Below are 18321 nucleotides of genomic sequence, written 5' to 3'. Positions count from 1 at the left end.
CCAACGCCTGTCCCCGCTTGCGTGAAGTGAAATTGAGGATATGAACAGGAGGGTAAAGGTCGTGCGAAGTAGAGGGAGAAGGCCTTGGTTGGCGGGTATCTTCGCATTTTTGATTCTGTTGATGAATGCATTCCCGGTGGTGGTACTGGCACAGCCGTACGTACCCAATCTGGGAGGGGAAACGTACCAAGCCCCCCAAATGCAAGCACCGGATTTGCAGGCTCCGCAGTGGGAGATGCCGAATCTGGAAGCACCGCAATGGGAGGTTCCGAATCTGGAGCCCCCGCCTGGAAGTCCACCTGTGCTGGAATCACCGAACAGCACCACGCCGAATCTTCAACCGCCAGCGGGCAACGTCCCCGGACTTCAAACGCCGAATGGAACTGCCCCTGCATTGGGACCTCCGAACAGCACGGTACCAAACCTCGAAAACCCTGGTGGAACTGTACCCGATTTGCAGGCTCAGGGTGGCGCGCAGCCTTCCCAGACGCCTGGCATCGAGGCGCCTTCTATACAGCCGCCGAACAGTACCCCGCCAGCCTTGGACGGCGGATCGCTTGAATCAGTTCCGTTTGGCGAGACCGTGGGTTACAAGGCGATGGAGCTGACCTTTAAAGACATTTTCGGAGGAACACTTGGCTATTCGGCCGGTTTGCTGGAGAGTGGAACCGTGACGGCTGGCCAGGGAGCAGGCGGCTACGCCCACTTTTTGTTTCAGGTTGGGCTAAAGGGGCTTGATATTAGCGTGCAAGGCTCCAAATGGGCTGACCTGACCGGCGGCGCGCTGGACATTTACGGAGCCAAAGGGGCTTACGACAGCTACAAGTTCGTCTCGCAACTGAATCCTAGCTCGGTGTTAGGCGGAGTGAATACGCAGCGCTCCGTTACAAACGGCTTGCAAGGCGCCGCAGGGGCTGCGAATACCGTCCGGGTTCCGGGAATTGTTGCAGGCCTCAATGCCGGCGTGGCTGCGATCGCCCTGCCGTTTGACGTGTACAATACCTTCACCCAGTTTGGTCAGGCGTATAATCCCAATCTGAGTCAAAGCCAGCAAAACGAAAAGTTTGTGGACGGGGTAGGCAGCCTCGGAAGCAGCCTGATGGATGCGGGAATCATCGCTGCTGTCATCCCGGGCGGACAGACGGTAGCAGCGGCACTCGTCATTACCGGAGGAGTCTTGTGGGGCGGAAGCAGACTGGTAAAATGGATCAACAAGGGAACAGGAGGAGCCTTGGAGAAAGGAATCAACTGGGTCCGCGAAGGAATTGGCAATGCAGTCGGATGGGTGAAATCCATCTTTTCATAACGGAGGGTGTAGCACGTGGTTGTAAAAGAGACAGCAGAAATCCGTCAACAAATCGACAGGTACAAACGCTTCCTGGAAAAACCGGAACTGTTTAATCATGCTGCCCTGCTCGATGAGCGATTTTATTACAATGTCCAGTACTGGCGAATCGGCAAAAAAGAGGCAGTCGGATATTTGATCCTGCGCGAGGATGGGAGTGTGCCGCCGCGTGCGGAAGCATTGCCGGTACTCGAACGCTTTATGATCCATAACAACTCGGCAACCAATTTCCTGACGACATTTGCAAGGGATAAGGATAAACCGGTATGGATGTACGAACAGAAGCGGGATTACCTGCGCCAGTTGCTCCCGCATTGCGAGCAGCAGATGGATGCACAAACCCGCAAAGACGCCCACGATTTGCTTGAAGTGTGTACGTATATGGTCGACACTTTTGCCAAACTGCAGGGGATGTATACTACCGGACTGGGCTATCACAAGCAGTTTCTCGCCCGTCATTACGTGATAGAAGATGACATCCGACTGATCCGGGAAATTTTATACGAGTCTGATTTTCTGCTGTATCGGGGCGTACGCATGCAGGTGGATGTGCAAGACGCTGTGGATCGTCTGTACGGCTGGCTTCAATCGGTGGAGAACACATTGGGAGAGCAGCGCAAAAACGCCCAAAAGCTGCTCCGTCTGCTCAGCGATTACAAAAGACCCGGGGTCCGAAAAACGATGGAAAAATCGATTCGGGATGTGGAACTAAAGGGTGTTGCGTACCGCACTGTCGAGGACATGAAGCAAGATATTGAGGAGAAGAACAAGGAGATCATGCAGCAGAAGGTGTTTTCCATTCTGCGCAATCCCGGATAACGAAAACGCAGGAGTCGATTTTCGGTGACAAAGGAGGTGCATGTCCGTGAATCCGCTAAAGGAAAGCATCCGGTTTTACACGCGGAATATTGAATCGCTGCTGCTGTTGTCAGCCGTGATTTTGCTGCCGTTCTTGCTGGTACACAATTTTACGATGAATTACGTCAATTTCCTGGCTGCGCTGACCGGGGCGCCGGTAGTCTCGAGCTTTTACAATCTGTTTTTGCTGCTATTGTTTTTGACTGTCGTGCAGGTCGTCTTTGCCCAATATGTGATCAGCGATCTGGAGGGAGAGGAACGGCCGCTGCGCCATGCGTTTCGCACGTTTTTCGAGAGAGGCTTCTCGGTGTTTTTGTTCGGGATCGTCTACGTCCTGGCGGTATGTGTCGGCTTGATGCTGTTTGCCGTACCGGGAGTGATCGTCTTGATCCTGTTTTACCTGACGCCGTTTCTGGTCGTGTTGAAAAAGAAATCGCCCTGGAAGTGCATGCGGTCGGCGTATGAACTCGGCAAGCGGCATTTCGTTCCGCTCTTTGGCCTGCTGCTGCTGTCGAGCGTCATCCAGTGGCTGATCAGCGTAATCGGGCTTGCCTCTGTCATTTCGATCACGACCAGCTTCGGAGCGGTATTTTTCACCCAACTGCTGCTGACAGTGCTGATCTTTCCGTTTTTGGCGGTCATGTTCACGATGTACACCTACAAATGGAGCGAAGAGGGCATGCACACCACAAGCGCACAGGCAGCGACGGCGGTAGAAGGATAGACGGGCATGGAACAGCAAACGGAGGTGAACATTTCGGATGGGTGTGGCCAACAACTACCTGAAAAATGAAAAAGGCTCTGTCACTGTGGAGTTCATCGGAATCCTGCCGTTTGTCTTTCTCATTCTGCTGATTCTCTGGCAGTTTTTAACCGGTGTCTACGCGGTTATCATCGCCCAATCGGCAGCGAATGAAGCGGCCAAGGTATATGCCGTCACGAGAAATACCGACGAGGCGATGAACGCTGCGCGGCACATCGTAAGCTCCGCCGGCGCGGGGATTTCCTACGACAGCGGGAGATCGCTCATTTCCTATGACGGCAGCTACTTTACCGCAAGAATTGGCGTCGACCTCGACCTTTTCTTCATCCCGGACTTTATTAAGCAAAACATGGCGGAAGAAGACAAGGTCATCTCGCTTGGCCGAGAAGTTCGGGGACGGGTGATGAGATGAGAGCGGTGAAACAAGTGCTAGGCAACCAGCGCGGGAATGTGACGGTCTTCGTCCTGACGATTTTCTTCTTTATGACGCTGATCATGTTTACGCTGCTCTACAACATGTCGACTGTGTTCGTGGACAAGGAAGTGGCGGCCAACAGCGCACAGCAGGCGAGTATCGCAGCCGTACAAATCGTGTACGAAGAAGTGGAAGTTGCCATTAAACTATACGATGCTTCGCTCTCCAGCTGGACGAATCCGGTGTACATCTCGACGCTGGTCGGGGAAAGATTGATGGCGCTGCGCGCATCTAACCCTGATTGGTCCGAAAGCGAGGTCCGCTACAATGCCATCGATGATGTGCTGGACTGGGCGATTCCGATGTATCCCGCCCTGCAAGCATATATTCAAGAAGGATTGGTGCGAGCGCAGGGGAAAATACCCGGGGTCGTCGGCGGGATTTTGGATGGAAACGGAGCGACGCGCAGCGGGTCGGTCATCACGTTCTTTGACAGTGACCTGCGGATTACGGTAGAGACATCCGCGCGCTACGAGAGCGAAACATTTGGACTGGAGTTTCTGAACAGTCACACGGAACAGGTGAAACAGAGCGCGCAAAGCAGGCCCATCGGGTTTGCCGGGAAGATGAGATGGTACCGCAATCAGATCACGTTGTAGGACATAACGACACAGCAGACAAACCAGACGCCGGGGAGGCGATCACATCATGGCATTCAAAAGAAAATGGCGACGCATGCTGAGCGGCTTGGTCCTGACCATGTCGCTTTCCGGCTGTTCATGGGGGGCAGCGCTGACAGGCGCGGCACCGGAAGCTCCCCGCTTGCCGCAAACGACACAGGAGTTGGTCGCCTCACAGCCCGGGGCACTGGCCGGGACGCATTTTTACCGAGCGGATTACCCGTATCGCGAGGAGATCGCCAATATTCTGAACCGCTTGCCACCGCTGCCGGACGGCTTCGACAGCTCCATGACCGAAGTGTATTGGGGGGAGCTGCTCGGGCTGTTTGCAGAGGATTACCTCAGCCCGCAGATGGTCGTAGACCGCTGGCGCATGGCTTCCTTTGGCGATCCGGATGTCGGAGATTCCCGCCTGTTGTTCCGGGAGAATTTCAATGTGCAGATCATACTCGACGCCAGCGGCAGCATGAGGGAAAAGATCGGGGAAACAACCAAAATGGAGCTGGCCAAAGAAGCGATCAAGGAATTCGCACAGGCGCTGCCGCCGGAAGCCAGGATTTCTTTGCGCGTCTACGGACACAAAGGCACAGGCTCCGAAGCCGACAAACAGCTTTCCTGCAGCAGCAGCGATCTGGTCTACCAGTTGCAGGCATATGACGAGGCGAGGCTGGATCAGGCATTGAAACAGTTTGCGCCGAGTGGCTGGACAGGGATTGCCCATTCGCTGCGGTTGGCCGAGCAGGACTTGTCTCATTTTCCGGCGGACAAGAACACGAATATCATCTACCTGGTCAGCGACGGGATCGAAACATGCGGCGGCGATCCGGTGCAAGTGGCCAGAGAGTTGTCCGAGTCAACGGTGATGCCGCTTTTGAACGTCATCGGCTTTGACGTCAACGCCGAGGGACAGAAGCAGTTGAAGGAGATTGCCCAGGCTTCGGAAGGACTGTACGCCAATGTGACCAATCAGGAGCAATTCAGGCAGGAGCTGGAGCGCGCCCGGGAAATTGCGGAAAAATGGGAGCAGTGGAAGCGGGATGCGCTGTCGGAGGTGGATGCGGTCCTGATCGACCGGAAAAAATGGGTGGATGCCTACGACCGCGACTGGTACGACAAAAACTGGCGGGAAAGCCTGAATATCGAGGCGGCGATCAACTACCTCGCCCAGACGGGGAGGATCGGCAGCCAGGCGCAAGCGTACCTGACGCAAAAGAAGCAGGAGCGGGAAGCGTTTATCGCACGCTCAAAGGATGAGCTGATCCATTACCTGGTCAACCTGACGACCGAGACATACAGCGAAATGCGCAGGGAGATCGAGCAAAAATACAGCGGAGGATAATCGATATCTCCGAAAAAAAAACGGCTGCCGTCCGGGAAACATCCGGGCGAGCAGCCGTTTTTGCATAGGGAGCGGTCCTTACACCAGGTTCTCCGGGTTGAGACCTTGCAGCTCCGGCAGGACAAAGCGGCCGTCTTTGCGGATCAGTACGTCGTCGAACCAGATTTCGCCGCCGCCGTACTCGGGGCGTTGGATTTGCACGAGATCCCAGTGGATGGAGGAGCGGTTGCCGTTGTCTGCCACCGTGTAGGCATTGCCAGGCGTGAAGTGGAAGCTGCCGGCGATCTTTTCGTCAAACAGGATGTCCTGCATCGGATGCAGAATGTGCGGGTTGAAGCCGATCGCAAATTCGCCGATGTAGCGAGCTCCTTCGTCGGTGTCCAAAATGTCGTTGAGCGCTTTGGTGTTGGAGCTGGTCGCCTCGACGATCTTTCCTTGCTTGAACGTAAACTGCACGTCGGTAAAGGAAGTGCCGTGGTAGTTCGTGGCCGTATTGTAGTAGATCGTTCCCTCAACCGAGTCGCGTACGGGAGCCGTGTACACTTCGCCGTCCGGGATGTTTCGCTTGCCGTCGCACTTGATGGCGCCGATACCTTTGATCGAGAAGCGAAGATCGGTGTTCGGTCCGACGATGCGAACGCGGTCGGTGCGGTCCATCAGTTCCTTGAGCGGGTCCATCGCCTTGGACATTTTCGCGTAGTCCAGATTGCAGACGTCGAAGTAGAAGTCTTCGAATCGCTCCAGGCTCATGCCAGAGAGCTGCGCCATCGACTTGTTCGGGTAGCGCAGGACGACCCAGCGCTTGTTGGCGACGCGCTCGTTTGTATGTACAGGCTGGTACAAGAGGCGGGAGTAAATGCCCATTTTGTCCTCGGGCACATCGGACAGCTCGTTGATGTTTTCGTAGGCGCGGATGGCGATATAGGCATCCATCTCTTTCATCCGCTCATACTCGAACTTGGCCATAAGCGCCATATGCTCATCGCTCGTCCCTTCGTACAGCGCGCGCAGCACTTGCTCGTCTTTTAGCGTCACCAGCGGCAGCGCGCCGACAGCGAACGCTTCACGGACGAGAGCGCGAACCATCGCCGGCTGAAGTCCTGTATTTTCGATCAGCAGCTTTTCTCCCTTTTGCAGATTGAGTGAATAACGAATCAGGCGACTGGCCAATTCTTGAATCCGGGGATCTGCCATGTCTCCAACAGCCTCCTTGATAAAAAATTTTTTCTGGGTTCATTATGGCATAACTTGGTTGCAGGTTTCCACCAGCAAAAGCTACAGGCATGCCTCGTACAGCGCGACGACATCATCGGCATTCAGATTGCGCGAGCTGGGCAAGTATCCGAGGCCGCGACCGCCGATCCGGATCGCTTCTTCCGCCATCGCCGGCAACGCTTCGCGAGTGACGCCGAAATCGGACAGGCGCTGCGTAATGCCCATCTGTTCATACCAGTTGCGTACCGCTTCGATGGTCGCGCGGGCACATTCCTGCTCATCCTCGATTGCCAGACCGAAGCAGTTGCGTCCCATCCGGGCGAGCCGCTCCGGCCGCTCCGGCAAAATGATCTGTTCGAAGTACGGCAGCGAGAGGATAGCCAGACCGCGGCCGTGAGCCATGTCGAAATGACCGCTCAGCGGATGCTCGACCCCGTGCAGCGGCATGCCAGCGCCACGTCCGGCGAGGGCAAACGGGCTGATGCCTAAGGTGCTGGTCCACAGCAGCGTAGAGCGGGCTTCTTCGTCATCCGGCCGTTCGATGGCGACAAGCGAATATGTGACCAAAAGACGAATCAGCGTCTCGGAAATTCCGTCCTGTACATGTGTCCCTTCGGCGCTGATCAGATAGCTTTCAAAAATGTGCGAAAAAATATCGGCGCACGCTTCAGCCGTCACGTTGGCGGGAACGGTGTACGTAAGCGACGGATCGAGGATGGAGATTTTCGGATAGAGTGCAGGCCCGATGATCGACGACTTTTCATGCGTCTCCCAGTGGGTCAGCACGCTCGTCCAGTTGGCTTCCGATCCGGTGGCAGCCACTGTCGGTACAGTCAGCAGCGGCAACGCTTCCTGGACGGGGACAAGGTCCTTGGCCGTTCCTTTGGGATTGCCGCGCATGTAGTCGTAGATCGGTCTTCCGGAGACGGCGGCAGCGGCGATCGCTTTGGACGCGTCCATGACAGAGCCCCCGCCTACAGCGAGGACGAAGTCGCAGCCGTGTTCCCGCGCCAGCGCAGCAGCAGCGTCTACAGAGGTAGTGCGGGGATTGGGCTCGATTTTATCAAACAGAACAAAGTCCAGACCGGCTTGTTTGAGCAAGGTTTGCACGCGATCCAACAGACCTGTCCGCTTTGCGGAGCTTCCCCCGGTCACGAGCAGCGCTTTTTTGCCCAGTTTCGCTGCCTGTTCGCCCAGTTGGTCAATCGTGTTGGTGCCAAAGAGGATATAGGTAGGAAAAGAGACTTCAAACGGAATCATCGGATAACAACCTTCCTTCTAACACGTAATTCTTCCCAATTCAGTGTATCACAGAATGAAGGCAAAGATGTCGCGGTCGGCAGTTCGAATACCAATACGCGCTATTTTGCGAACAATAACACTCATGTCAGGTTAAATAACATTTAATATCCGAACATTTGTCGAAGTTAAGAACGGGATATTTCGTTGATAAATGCGTATGTTTATGTTTTAATGTAGTTGAATCGTTCGTATATTTAGTCAATCTCAACCTTTTTGCTGGGAAAGGTGGCTTCTGTTGTGGAAAAACAAGAACAACTTTATGAAGGAAAGGCGAAGCGCATTTATCGGACTTCCCTGGAGAATCAGTACTGGGTGGAGTACAAGGATGACGCGACCGCCTTCAACGGGGAGAAAAAAGCGCACATTACGGGAAAAGGTGAACTGAACAACCGTATCACCGCGATTTTTTTCACGATGTTGCAAGAGCGCGGCATCGACAACCATTTCATTCGTCTGTTGTCCGCTACCGAGCAACTGGTGCGCAAAGTGGAGATCATTCCGTTGGAGGTCGTGGTTCGCAACATTGCTGCCGGCTCGCTGGCCAAGCGATTGGGTATGGCCGAAGGCACCGTGCTGCCGCACCCGGTTGTCGAGTTTTACTACAAGGATGACGCCTTGGGCGATCCGTTGGTGAACGCGTCCCACATCAAGGTTTTGGGGATCGCCAGTGAGGAAGACCAGGCAACGCTTGAGCGGATGGGCCTGGAAGTAAACGAAGTGCTTCAGCCGTACTTGCGTGAGCGAAACATCACGCTGGTCGACTTTAAACTAGAGTTTGGAAGAACGCCGGAAGGAAACATCCTCTTGGCAGATGAAATATCGCCGGACACATGCCGGTTCTGGGATTCCACAACAAACGAAAAGCTGGACAAAGACCGCTTCCGCCGCGATTTGGGAAATGTCGAGGAAGCGTACAAGGAAATGTTGAAACGATTGGGAGGAGACGTCCATGTTTAAAGCAGTCGTATACGTAACATTGCGCGAGAGTGTGCTGGACCCGCAAGGACACGCTGTAAAAGGAGCGCTCAACACACTCGGATTTGACGAGGTGAAAAGTGTGCGCATCGGAAAGTACATGGAGCTGGAGCTCGGAACGAACGATCGTGCCCAGGCGGAAGAGCGCGTCCGCGACATGTGCGAAAAGCTGCTGGCCAATACGGTGGTTGAAGATTACCGCTATGAGATCGTGGAGGGCTGAGCCATGCGAGTAGCTGTCATCGTTTTTCCCGGCTCCAACGCCGACATTGACTTGTACAACGCTGTGGAAGACGTCATGGAAGTGCCGGTCGATTACGTCTGGCATTCCGATACCGACCTTTCTGCCTACGACGTGATTTTGTTGCCAGGCGGCTTCTCCTATGGAGACTACCTGCGCTGTGGAGCAGTAGCCCGCTTTTCGCCGGTCATGGAGCAAGTGGTGAAAGCGGCTGAAGAAGGCAAGCTGGTCATGGGTATTTGCAACGGGTTCCAGATTTTGACCGAGGTGGGACTGTTGCCAGGAGCTTTGCTGCGCAACCGCTCGCTGAAATTCCGCTGCAAGCTGTCTGCATTGCAGGTGGAGAACAACGACACGCCATTTACCCGCGATTACGCCCAGGGCGAGGTCATTCACATTCCGATCGCGCATGGCGAAGGCAATTACTACTGTGATGAAGAGACGCTGGCAAAATTGAAGGCGGGCAAGCAGATCGTGTTCCGCTATCACGGTGAGAACCCGAACGGCTCGCTGGAAGACATCGCCGGCATTTGCAATGAAAAAGGCAACGTCCTGGGCATGATGCCGCACCCGGAACGCGCCGTACACAAGTGGATGACATCGGACGACGGACGCCGCATGTTTACCTCGATCCTGAAGACGTGGAGGGAACGAAACAGTGTCACAGCTCACGCATAAAGAACCGACAGCCGAACAAATTGCCGATCAGAAGCTCTACCGTGAAATCGGACTGACTGACGACGAGTACCAGCGTGTGGTCGACATTCTCGGCCGCAAGCCCAACTGGACGGAGACGGGTCTGTACAGCGTCATGTGGTCGGAGCATTGCTCGTACAAAAACTCCAAGCCTGTGCTGCGCAAATTCCCTACCAAGGGGCCGCGTGTTCTGCAAGGACCGGGCGAGGGCGCTGGGATTGTCGACATCGGGGACAACCAGGCAGTCGTATTCAAAATCGAAAGCCATAACCACCCGTCCGCGATCGAGCCGTATCAAGGCGCTGCTACCGGTGTCGGCGGAATTATCCGCGACGTCTTTTCGATGGGGGCGCGCCCGATTGCCCTGCTCAACTCGCTGCGCTTCGGGGAGTTGAACAGCCCGCGCGTAAAATACTTGTTTGAGCACGTGGTGGCAGGGATCGCCGGTTACGGCAACTGTATCGGAATCCCGACTGTGGGCGGCGAAGTCAACTTCGATCCGACCTACGAAGGCAATCCGCTCGTAAACGCGATGTGCGTCGGCCTGTTGGACCACGACCAGATTCAAAAAGGCGTGGCTTCGGGGATCGGCAACCCGGTGATCTACGTCGGTTCCAGCACGGGACGTGACGGGATTCACGGCGCTACCTTCGCGTCGGAGGAACTGAACGAAGAATCGGAGAAAAAGCGCCCGGCTGTACAAGTGGGCGATCCGTTTATGGAAAAACTGCTTCTGGAGGCTTGCCTGGAGCTGATCGATGCGGGAATCGTCGTCGGCATCCAGGACATGGGCGCCGCCGGATTGACCAGCTCCAGCTCGGAGATGGCATCCAAGGCGGGTAACGGCATCGAGATGAATCTCGACCTGGTGCCGCAGCGGGAAGCAGGCATGTCTGCCTATGAAATGATGCTGTCCGAATCGCAGGAGCGCATGCTCGTCGTCGTCGAGAGCGGCAAAGAAGCAGAAGCAATCGCGATATTTGACAAATGGGGCCTCGCCTCCGCCGTCGTCGGCAAGGTGACTGACGACAGCATGCTGCGCTTGCTGCACAAAGGGGAAGTAGTGGCAGAGGTGCCGGTAGACAGTCTGGCTGAGGATGCACCTGTCTATCACCGCCCGTCCGCAGTGCCTGCGTATTACGAGAAAAACGCACAGGTTGACGTGCTGGCAGCGATCAGCGAACCGTCTGACCTGAATGTGACGCTGAAACAGCTTCTGGCCCAGCCGACTGTCGCCAGCAAAGCATGGGTCTACGAGCAGTACGACCACATCGTTCGCGCCAACACTGCCGTAAAGCCGGGCTCTGACGCCGCCGTGGTAATGGTGCGCGGCACTCGCAAGGCGCTGGCGATGAGCACGGATTGCAATGGACGCTACGTCTACCTCGACCCCAAAGTCGGCGGTGCGATCGCTGTCGCCGAATCGGCGCGCAACGTCGTCTGCTCCGGTGCTGAGCCGTTGGCGATTACCGACTGCCTCAACTTCGGCAGCCCGGAGAAGCCGGAAGTATTCTGGCAGTTTGAAAAAGCGTGCGAGGGCATGAGCGAGGCTTGCCTCGCGCTGGATGCGCCTGTAATCGGCGGAAATGTGTCTTTCTACAACGAACGCAGCGGTGATGCGATCTATCCGACCCCGACTGTCGGGATGGTAGGCTTGATCGCAGACGTCGACCATATTACGACCCAGGATTTCAAACGCGAAGGAGACGCGATCATCCTGATCGGCGAGACTTTTGCCGAGCTGGGCGGAAGCGAATATCAAAAGCTTGTGACCGGATCGATCTCCGGACGTCCGCCGCAAATCGACCTGAACAAGGAAGCGGCTGTGCAAAAGCTCGTGCTCGACGCGATCCGCAAAGGGCTGGTGCAATCCGCGCACGACCTGTCGGAAGGCGGACTTGGCGTAGCGCTGGCAGAATCCTGCTTCCAGGCGGAAATCGGCGCACAGGTGACGCTGGACAGCTCGCTGCGTCCTGACGTCCTGCTGTTTAGCGAGTCGCAATCGCGTATTTTGCTCAGCGCTGACCAACAGCATGCAGAGGCGATTCTGGCGCTGGCGGCCGAGCGCGGGGTAGCAGCCCAGGTGATCGGGACGACCGGCGGAGACAGCCTCGTGGTGAACGTGAACGGCAAAGAAGCGATCCACACCTCCGTACGTGAGGTGAAAGAAGCCTGGAAGGATGCGATTCCATGTTTGATCAGCTAATCTGGGACAAACTGAATGAAGAATGCGGCGTCTTTGGCATTTACAACCACAAGGAAGCATCTACATTGACCTATCTCGGATTGCATGCCTTGCAGCACCGTGGACAGGAGAGCGCAGGAATCTGCGCCTCCGACGGTGTGAAGTGGTATAAGCATCGCGGCATGGGATTGGTATCTGAAGCGTTTGGCAAAGGCGATCTGGAAAAGTTCAGCGGTCACATCGCCATCGGCCATACGCGGTACACCACCGCCGGCTCCAGCAAGATCGAAAACGCGCAGCCGCTGTTTTTCCGCTACGCCCAGGGAAGCATGGCGGTCGCGCACAACGGAAATCTCGTCAACGCTGACGTCCTGCGCAAAGATTTGGAAGCAAAGGGCTCTATTTTTCAAACGACCAGCGACACGGAAGTCATCGCCCATCTCATCGCCCGTTCGGAAAAAAGCGACCTGCCGGGTGCGGTCGAGGATGCCTTGCAGCACATCAAGGGAGCGTACGCGTTGCTCGTAATGAACGAGAAGCAACTGGTGATCGCCCTCGACCCCAACGGATTGCGCCCGCTTTCGCTGGGACGGCTGGGAGATGCGATTTGCGTCGCCTCCGAGACATGCGCCTTTGACATCATCGGGGCGGAATACTGGCGCGATGTACAGCCCGGCGAACTGATCGTGATCGACGAGCAGGGAATACACGAAAAGAAATTTACGCAGCAGACACAGCGCCAGATTTGCACGTTTGAATACATCTACTTCGCCCGTCCCGACAGCGATATTGACGGGATCAACGTCCATATGGCGCGCAAACGGCTGGGCAAGCAATTGGCGATCGAGTCGCCGATTGAAGCCGATGTGGTGACAGGTGTACCGGATTCCAGCATTTCGGCGGCGATCGGATTTGCCGAAGCGACAGGAATTCCGTACGAGATCGGCCTGATCAAAAACCGCTATGTGGGCCGCACCTTCATCCAGCCGAGCCAGGAACTGCGCGAGCGGGCTGTCTATCTGAAGCTGTCTGCCGTGCGCAAGGTAGTCGAAGGCAAGCGCGTGGTAATGATCGACGACTCGATCGTGCGCGGTACGACCAGCAACCGCATCGTCCGCATGCTGCGCGAGGCGGGCGCGACTGAAGTACATGTGCGAATCAGCTCTCCGCCGGTGATGAATCCGTGCTTTTACGGAATCGACACATCGACGCGTGAAGAGTTGATCGCCGCCACCAAATCGGTCGAGGAAATCCGCCAGATCATCGAGGCGGACTCGCTTTCCTTCCTGTCGGTAGAGGGCATGATCGCCGCTATCGGACGGCAGGATACAGCTCCCAACAACGGTCACTGCCTTGCTTGTTTCAATGGGCAATACCCGACCGAGATCAACTTTGAACAGGCGTTGCCAGCGCTGAAATGCTAGGCTGTAGCGTCTGTCCGGCGGCGAAGGCTGCACGCGAAATGGCAGAAACAGCCTCTAGCAAGGAGGAGAAACGATGAGTGAAGCATATAAACAGGCCGGGGTCGACATCGATGCGGGAAACCAGGCTGTAGAGCGGATGAAAAAGCACGTCAAGCGGACATTTCGCCCTGAGGTGCTGACGGACTTGGGCGGTTTCGGCGCCCTGTTTCGCCTGGATACGAGCAAGTATGAAAAACCGGTTCTCGTCTCGGGAACAGACGGTGTAGGCACCAAGCTGAAGCTGGCATTTGCCATGGACAAACACGACACGATCGGCATCGATGCGGTCGCGATGTGTGTCAACGACGTGGTCGTGCAAGGGGCGGAACCGCTCTTTTTCCTCGACTATCTGGCTGTCGACAAGGTGATTCCGGAAAAGATCGAAGCGATTGTCAAGGGCATCGCGGACGGCTGCTCCCAGGCAGGCTGCTCGCTGATCGGCGGAGAGACAGCGGAAATGCCGGGCATGTACGCCGAGGGCGAGTACGATATTGCCGGCTTTACCGTAGGGGTCGTAGACGAGCAGAAAATGATTACCGGTGCGTCGGTCGCAGCCGGCGATGTGATGATCGGGCTGGCCTCCAGCGGCGTACACAGCAACGGCTTTTCGCTGGTGCGCAAGGTGCTGCTGGCTGACAAAGGGATGTCCCTGCACGATCATGTAGACGCCCTGGGCAAGAAGCTCGGGGAAGAACTGCTGACGCCTACGCGCATCTACGTCAAGCAAGTCCTGTCCGTATTGGAAAAGCACGAGGTAAAAGCGCTGGCGCACATCACGGGCGGCGGCTTTACGGAAAATATTCCGCGCGTCCTGCCGGAAGGATTGCAGGCCGTGGTGGACGTCGGCTCCTGGCCGGTCCTGCCGATCTTTGAACTGGTGCAAGAGGCAGGCGCGATCTCCTATCCGGACATGTACAAGACCTTTAACATGGGCATCGGCATGATCCTCGTCATCAAGCCCGAGGAAGCGGATGACGTCCTCGCCTTGCTCCGGGAACTGGGCGAACAGCCGTATCGGATCGGCAGCATCCGTGATGGCGAGCGCAAAGTCGTCTACAACGGGGTGGAATGGTGAAAAAGATAGCCATTTTTGCCTCGGGCAGCGGCTCCAATTTCGAGGCGATTGTGCAGGCGGTCCGGTCGGGTAGACTGGAGGGCGTGGAAGTCTCGCTGTTGGTGTGCGACAAACCAGGGGCAAAAGTCGTGGAGCGCGCCGAGCGGCTTGGCGTGGAGGCGTTTGTCTTTTCGCCCAAGGCATATGCAGACAAAGCAGCTTTTGAGGCCGATATTGTAGCCGAACTGCGAAAGCGGGATGTAACGCTTGTCGTACTGGCAGGGTATATGCGCCTGATCGGGGAAACGCTGCTGGCTGCTTATGAAGGCAGCATCATCAACCTGCATCCGTCGCTGCTCCCGGCATTTCCCGGGAAGGATGCGATCGGGCAGGCAATTGCGCACGGGGTAAAGATAACGGGGGTTACAGTGCACGTGGTAGATGCCGGACTGGATACCGGTCCGATCATCGCGCAAATGCCTGTGGCAGTTGAAGAGACAGATACAACAGAAACGCTCGCTGCCCGCATCCATCAGGTGGAGCATCAGCTCCTCGTCGAAGTGATCGGCTGGCTCGCCGCTGGCAGAGTGAAACTCGACGGACGGCTGGTCAGAGTGGCGGCAGAATAGACAAAGAAGGGGAAACCTCTGCAGGGAGGTTTCCCTTTTTGCATTACAGCGGAGGATGCTCCACTCCGAGATGAATCCAGTCTTCCTTGGGCGGTCCATAAACGCCAAAAGGCTTTATCCCTGCTTGACGCATCAGGATCGTCATCTGGCCGCGATGATGCACGATATGCTTGATCAGCCCCATCAGGATCGTCGCGTTCGATTCCTGTCTGCCAAACGCTTCCTGTACGTGCCTTAGGGAATCATCGCTCCACTGCTCCTCGATCGCCTTGCTTGCCGCCATACTCGCTTTGCGAAACGTGTCCGCAATGTCCGTGGCGGAGGCAGGGACGTGATCAGCATTTTCGATGCTGTCAATCTTCAACCCGAAATGGGCGAGATACTCGGGGATGCTCGTCGTCAAATGCCACGCAATTCTCCCCAACGTGCGCCCCTCGGAATACACCTGCTGGGACAACGACTCATCTGTCAAGCCGTCTAACACCTGCTGGGTCAGCATTGCTTCCCTGTTCCATTCGTTGATAAAGTCCGAGACTGTAACATACATAGATAAAACCTCCCGAATCAGATTGGTCGATACGGAGCACGACCTGCCTGCACAGCGAAGCGCCGGTTGCTGCGGAGAATCCGGACAGTCTGCTGCATATCGTCAGCTGCGCTGTTGCCCGATCTGCACAGGCTTCTCTTTCTCATGCCAGGCGAAAACGGGCCGTGTCGCGGGGTACCCGTGTTGAGCCCGGTAGCGTTTTCGCTCTGCGGTGAAATCGAACCAGCTTTTTTCGCTTTGCGGGTGATTGGCGTGGTAGACGATACAGCGGAAACTATCTTCCACGCAAGGATCGACCCAATACCCGAGGCACTGCTCATAGCGGTCGACGAGTTCGGCGCCGTCCTCGTCACGTACCTCCTCCAGCGAGACATAGCCGAGCATGATCATCGCCTCTGCCATTCTCGGGCCGATTGACGGGATCGACTGAAACTGCGCCAGGGCACGCAAGAAGGTTGCGCGCTCCTTTGGCACGTCGAGCAGAGAGGCAAGCCTGTCGACATCCGTTTTGCAGATTTCTTTGGTTGTTATCTTGAACGTCCGCAGACGCGCTCTTTCCTGCGGCGTAAGCGGTAGCTTGGGCGAGCGGTTGGACATGCGGTCTCCCCCTTTTTTGGTTAGTACAAGTCGAACATGTGGACATCGTATCCTTTTGTCTTCATGTACGTAAACAACTGCGCCCGGTGATGCTGGGCGTGGGTGACGATTTCGATCAGCCACTTGGCCTGGATAGTTCCGTGATCCAGGTAAAACGGCTTTGTCTGCCGCTGCAAAAAGTCCTCGTCCGAGAGCTTGTCCATGTACTGCTTGAGTTCCTCTACGCCGCTTTGCATCGATCGGATCCAGGCATGCTTGTCTTCGCCAGCTTCGATCTGCGCTTCCAGCTCGCGTACCTCCTCCTGGCTTTTTTCCTGGAGAATGAGCAAGTCCACAGAAGGGACCGCGACCAGGTGACAGGCGAGCTCCTTTAGCGACCGCATGTTTTCCTGCGGGCGAAAGTCCCAGTCTTCCGGGGCGATCTTCTCCAGCAGATTGGCTGTCGTCCTCGTGATCAGCTCCAGTTCCTCGTACAGCATCTGCTTCATTTCCTTTACTGCTTCCATCCGTCAACACTCCATTTCGTATAGTGGGATGTTTCGTACCTGTACTGTATCGTATAATAGTGACAACAATTGTCATAATCACAAAAAAAGGAGTCCATTATGTCCAAATCCAAACGGCTGATCGAGTTGATGATGGCGGTCAACCGCATGCGCAAGTTTACCGTCAAGCAGTTGGCACAGCAGTTTGGCGTGTCGAGCAGGACGATTTTGCGAGATTTGCAGGAGTTGAGCGAGCTGGGCGTCCCCTTGTATTCGGAGGTCGGGCCGCATGGCGGGTATCAGGTGCTGCGGGAGAGAATTCTTCCCCCGATTGCCTTTACCGAAGAGGAAGCGGTCTCCTTGTTTTTCGCCAGCCATTCCTTGCGTCATTATCCATCCTTGCCGTTTGAGACGGAATCCAGCAATGCGCTGCGAAAATTTTACAACTACATGCCCGGGGATGTCCGCGATCGGATCGACCAGATGAAAAACCGTGTCGACTTTGTCGCCCCGACCAGACAGCAGGAGCTGCCGTACCTCCCCTTGCTGCTCGACGCCGCCATCCGACAGCGGGTCGTTCGCATCGAGTACGATTCGCGTGGCGGCGTTTCCAGTCGCCTGGTCCAGCCGGTAGGCATCTACGCCAAAAACGGCTTCTGGTACTGTCCGGCCTACTGTTTTCGCACAGATGACTTTCGCCTGTTTCGCTGTGACCGGATTGTTGCAGCAGCACCAGACGATTCCGTCGAACCGCGTGACCACCAGCATATCCATCTGGACAACTGGGAGTCGTACAGCACTAAACCGCGCGTCTACGTCCGGTATTACGTGGAGTTGACCAAGGCAGGCATGCAGCGGTGCGAGGCAGAGCTGTGTCCGATGCCGACACTGTATCGGCGCGAGGATGGCAGCGGCTGGCTGGACACAGACATGCCGGAGAGCGAGATCCCGTACTTTGCGAAGTTTTTCATTGGTCTGGGCAACGAGGCGACGGTCGTGGAACCGCCGGAGCTGATCGACCAGATGAAGCAGCTTCTCCGCGACATATTGGGCAAATACGGGTAACGCGGGCAAAACCATTTCAAGGCCGCCGACATACTGTAGAGAGAAGTCTACATCCAGGAGGGTGGCCATGAGCGAGGATTTGATTACTGGATTGCTCGGAAAGCTGAGTGAGCGCACCGGACGAGAATGGACCCTTGCCGACATAATGAAGCTGGCGGAAAAAATGCCCAAGGACGGCACGCAAAATTTTGATGCCGTGATGGATGAAGTGTCCAAGATGGGGTTGGATCTTTCCGACGAAACGAGGGAGCGGGTGAAAGACCGAATGAACAGCGGGAAGCCGCTCACGTTTCAGGAATTGGAGAAGATGGCGCCCAAAGATGTCAAGGCGAAGAGCGGGCAGGTCCGAAAACCATCCCGGGCGTCAGGCAAAAGCAAACACTTGTCGATGGCCAAGCGAATCAGGCACATGGCGGTTCGCAAAAAGAAAAAGAGCTAACGGAAAACAGGGCGCAGCCGCCAGTACA

The 18321-nt window shown here is 56.0% G+C and carries 20 protein-coding genes; 15 read left to right on the top strand and 5 right to left on the bottom strand.

Annotation, left to right across the window (positions count from 1 at the left end):
- The first annotated feature begins 88 nt into the window (after positions 1-88).
- Genes ACAF76_RS18510 through ACAF76_RS18485 form a run of 6 tightly spaced genes read left to right on the top strand, consistent with a single transcriptional unit; the run spans position 89 to position 5400 of the window.
- Positions 89-1306: a hypothetical protein gene (locus ACAF76_RS18510; RefSeq protein WP_421617152.1), complete on the top strand. Its 1218-nt coding sequence runs from the start codon at positions 89-91 to the stop codon at positions 1304-1306.
- Positions 1307-1321: 15 nt separating this feature from the next.
- Positions 1322-2164, top strand: a complete 843-nt coding sequence (locus ACAF76_RS18505) for a hypothetical protein (protein ID WP_421617151.1) — start codon at positions 1322-1324, stop codon at positions 2162-2164.
- A gap of 46 nt (positions 2165-2210) precedes the next feature.
- Positions 2211-2927 (top strand): hypothetical protein, encoded by a 717-nt coding sequence (locus tag ACAF76_RS18500; protein ID WP_421617150.1) that lies wholly within the window; start codon positions 2211-2213, stop codon positions 2925-2927.
- 37 nt (positions 2928-2964) lie between these two features.
- Entirely contained in the window at positions 2965-3378 is a 414-nt protein-coding gene (locus tag ACAF76_RS18495; RefSeq protein ID WP_421617149.1) for a TadE family protein, read from the top strand.
- Between the two features lie 5 nt (positions 3379-3383).
- Complete coding sequence (locus tag ACAF76_RS18490) at positions 3384-4040, top strand: Tad domain-containing protein (RefSeq protein WP_421617148.1); 657 nt, start codon at positions 3384-3386, stop codon at positions 4038-4040.
- Positions 4041-4089: 49 nt separating this feature from the next.
- Entirely contained in the window at positions 4090-5400 is a 1311-nt protein-coding gene (locus ACAF76_RS18485) for a VWA domain-containing protein (RefSeq protein ID WP_421617147.1), read from the top strand.
- A 78-nt stretch (positions 5401-5478) separates the two neighbouring features.
- Here ACAF76_RS18485 and ACAF76_RS18480 read toward each other — a convergent pair whose 3' ends face one another.
- Together ACAF76_RS18480 and ACAF76_RS18475 are read right to left on the bottom strand one after the other, a co-directional pair.
- The gene (locus ACAF76_RS18480) at positions 5479-6594 is read right to left on the bottom strand and encodes an aminopeptidase (RefSeq protein ID WP_421617146.1); all 1116 of its coding nucleotides are present in this window, start codon (positions 6592-6594) and stop codon (positions 5479-5481) included.
- Positions 6595-6675: 81 nt separating this feature from the next.
- A complete protein-coding gene (locus ACAF76_RS18475) occupies positions 6676-7875 on the bottom strand; it encodes an iron-containing alcohol dehydrogenase (RefSeq protein WP_421617145.1) in 1200 nt (399 codons plus the stop codon).
- A gap of 279 nt (positions 7876-8154) precedes the next feature.
- Here ACAF76_RS18475 and purC point away from each other — a divergent pair, with 279 nt between their 5' ends.
- From purC to purN, 7 genes are all read left to right on the top strand, one after another.
- Positions 8155-8874 (top strand): phosphoribosylaminoimidazolesuccinocarboxamide synthase, encoded by a 720-nt coding sequence (purC, locus tag ACAF76_RS18470; RefSeq protein ID WP_421617144.1) that lies wholly within the window; start codon positions 8155-8157, stop codon positions 8872-8874.
- Positions 8867-9115 carry a phosphoribosylformylglycinamidine synthase subunit PurS gene (gene purS, locus ACAF76_RS18465; protein ID WP_421617143.1) on the top strand — a complete coding sequence of 83 codons (249 nt, stop codon included), beginning with the start codon at positions 8867-8869 and terminating at the stop codon, positions 9113-9115. The genes purC and purS overlap by 8 nt, the downstream gene beginning before the upstream one ends.
- A gap of 3 nt (positions 9116-9118) precedes the next feature.
- Positions 9119-9811: a phosphoribosylformylglycinamidine synthase subunit PurQ gene (gene purQ, locus ACAF76_RS18460; protein WP_421617142.1), complete on the top strand. Its 693-nt coding sequence runs from the start codon at positions 9119-9121 to the stop codon at positions 9809-9811.
- A complete protein-coding gene (gene purL, locus ACAF76_RS18455) occupies positions 9792-12035 on the top strand; it encodes a phosphoribosylformylglycinamidine synthase subunit PurL (protein WP_421617141.1) in 2244 nt (747 codons plus the stop codon). The genes purQ and purL overlap by 20 nt, the downstream gene beginning before the upstream one ends.
- The gene (gene purF / locus ACAF76_RS18450; protein WP_421617140.1) at positions 12020-13438 is read left to right on the top strand and encodes an amidophosphoribosyltransferase; all 1419 of its coding nucleotides are present in this window, start codon (positions 12020-12022) and stop codon (positions 13436-13438) included. Before purL ends, purF begins: the two co-directional genes overlap by 16 nt.
- A 73-nt stretch (positions 13439-13511) precedes the next feature.
- On the top strand, positions 13512-14552 hold the full coding sequence (purM, locus tag ACAF76_RS18445) for a phosphoribosylformylglycinamidine cyclo-ligase (RefSeq protein ID WP_421617139.1): 1041 nt from the start codon (positions 13512-13514) through the stop codon (positions 14550-14552).
- Positions 14546-15160 (top strand): phosphoribosylglycinamide formyltransferase, encoded by a 615-nt coding sequence (purN, locus tag ACAF76_RS18440; RefSeq protein ID WP_421617138.1) that lies wholly within the window; start codon positions 14546-14548, stop codon positions 15158-15160. Before purM ends, purN begins: the two co-directional genes overlap by 7 nt.
- A gap of 43 nt (positions 15161-15203) precedes the next feature.
- On the opposite strand, the gene ACAF76_RS18435 is transcribed toward purN, so the two are convergent.
- The 3 genes from ACAF76_RS18435 to ACAF76_RS18425 form a co-directional block, all read right to left on the bottom strand.
- Complete coding sequence (locus tag ACAF76_RS18435) at positions 15204-15707, bottom strand: DinB family protein (protein WP_421617137.1); 504 nt, start codon at positions 15705-15707, stop codon at positions 15204-15206.
- A 102-nt stretch (positions 15708-15809) separates the two neighbouring features.
- Complete coding sequence (locus ACAF76_RS18430) at positions 15810-16304, bottom strand: helix-hairpin-helix domain-containing protein (protein WP_421617136.1); 495 nt, start codon at positions 16302-16304, stop codon at positions 15810-15812.
- A 20-nt stretch (positions 16305-16324) separates the two neighbouring features.
- Complete coding sequence (locus tag ACAF76_RS18425; protein WP_421617135.1) at positions 16325-16810, bottom strand: DinB family protein; 486 nt, start codon at positions 16808-16810, stop codon at positions 16325-16327.
- Positions 16811-16909: 99 nt separating this feature from the next.
- Between ACAF76_RS18425 and ACAF76_RS18420 the strand changes: the two genes are divergently transcribed.
- Entirely contained in the window at positions 16910-17854 is a 945-nt protein-coding gene (locus ACAF76_RS18420; protein WP_421617134.1) for a helix-turn-helix transcriptional regulator, read from the top strand.
- Between the two features lie 67 nt (positions 17855-17921).
- The gene (locus ACAF76_RS18415; RefSeq protein WP_421617133.1) at positions 17922-18293 is read left to right on the top strand and encodes a hypothetical protein; all 372 of its coding nucleotides are present in this window, start codon (positions 17922-17924) and stop codon (positions 18291-18293) included.
- The last annotated feature ends 28 nt before the right edge of the window (positions 18294-18321 follow it).

This window comes from Brevibacillus sp. TJ4 (assembly GCF_044627595.2).
Lineage (GTDB): Bacteria > Bacillota > Bacilli > Brevibacillales > Brevibacillaceae > Brevibacillus.
This window is presented reverse-complemented; position numbering and strand designations above follow the sequence as displayed.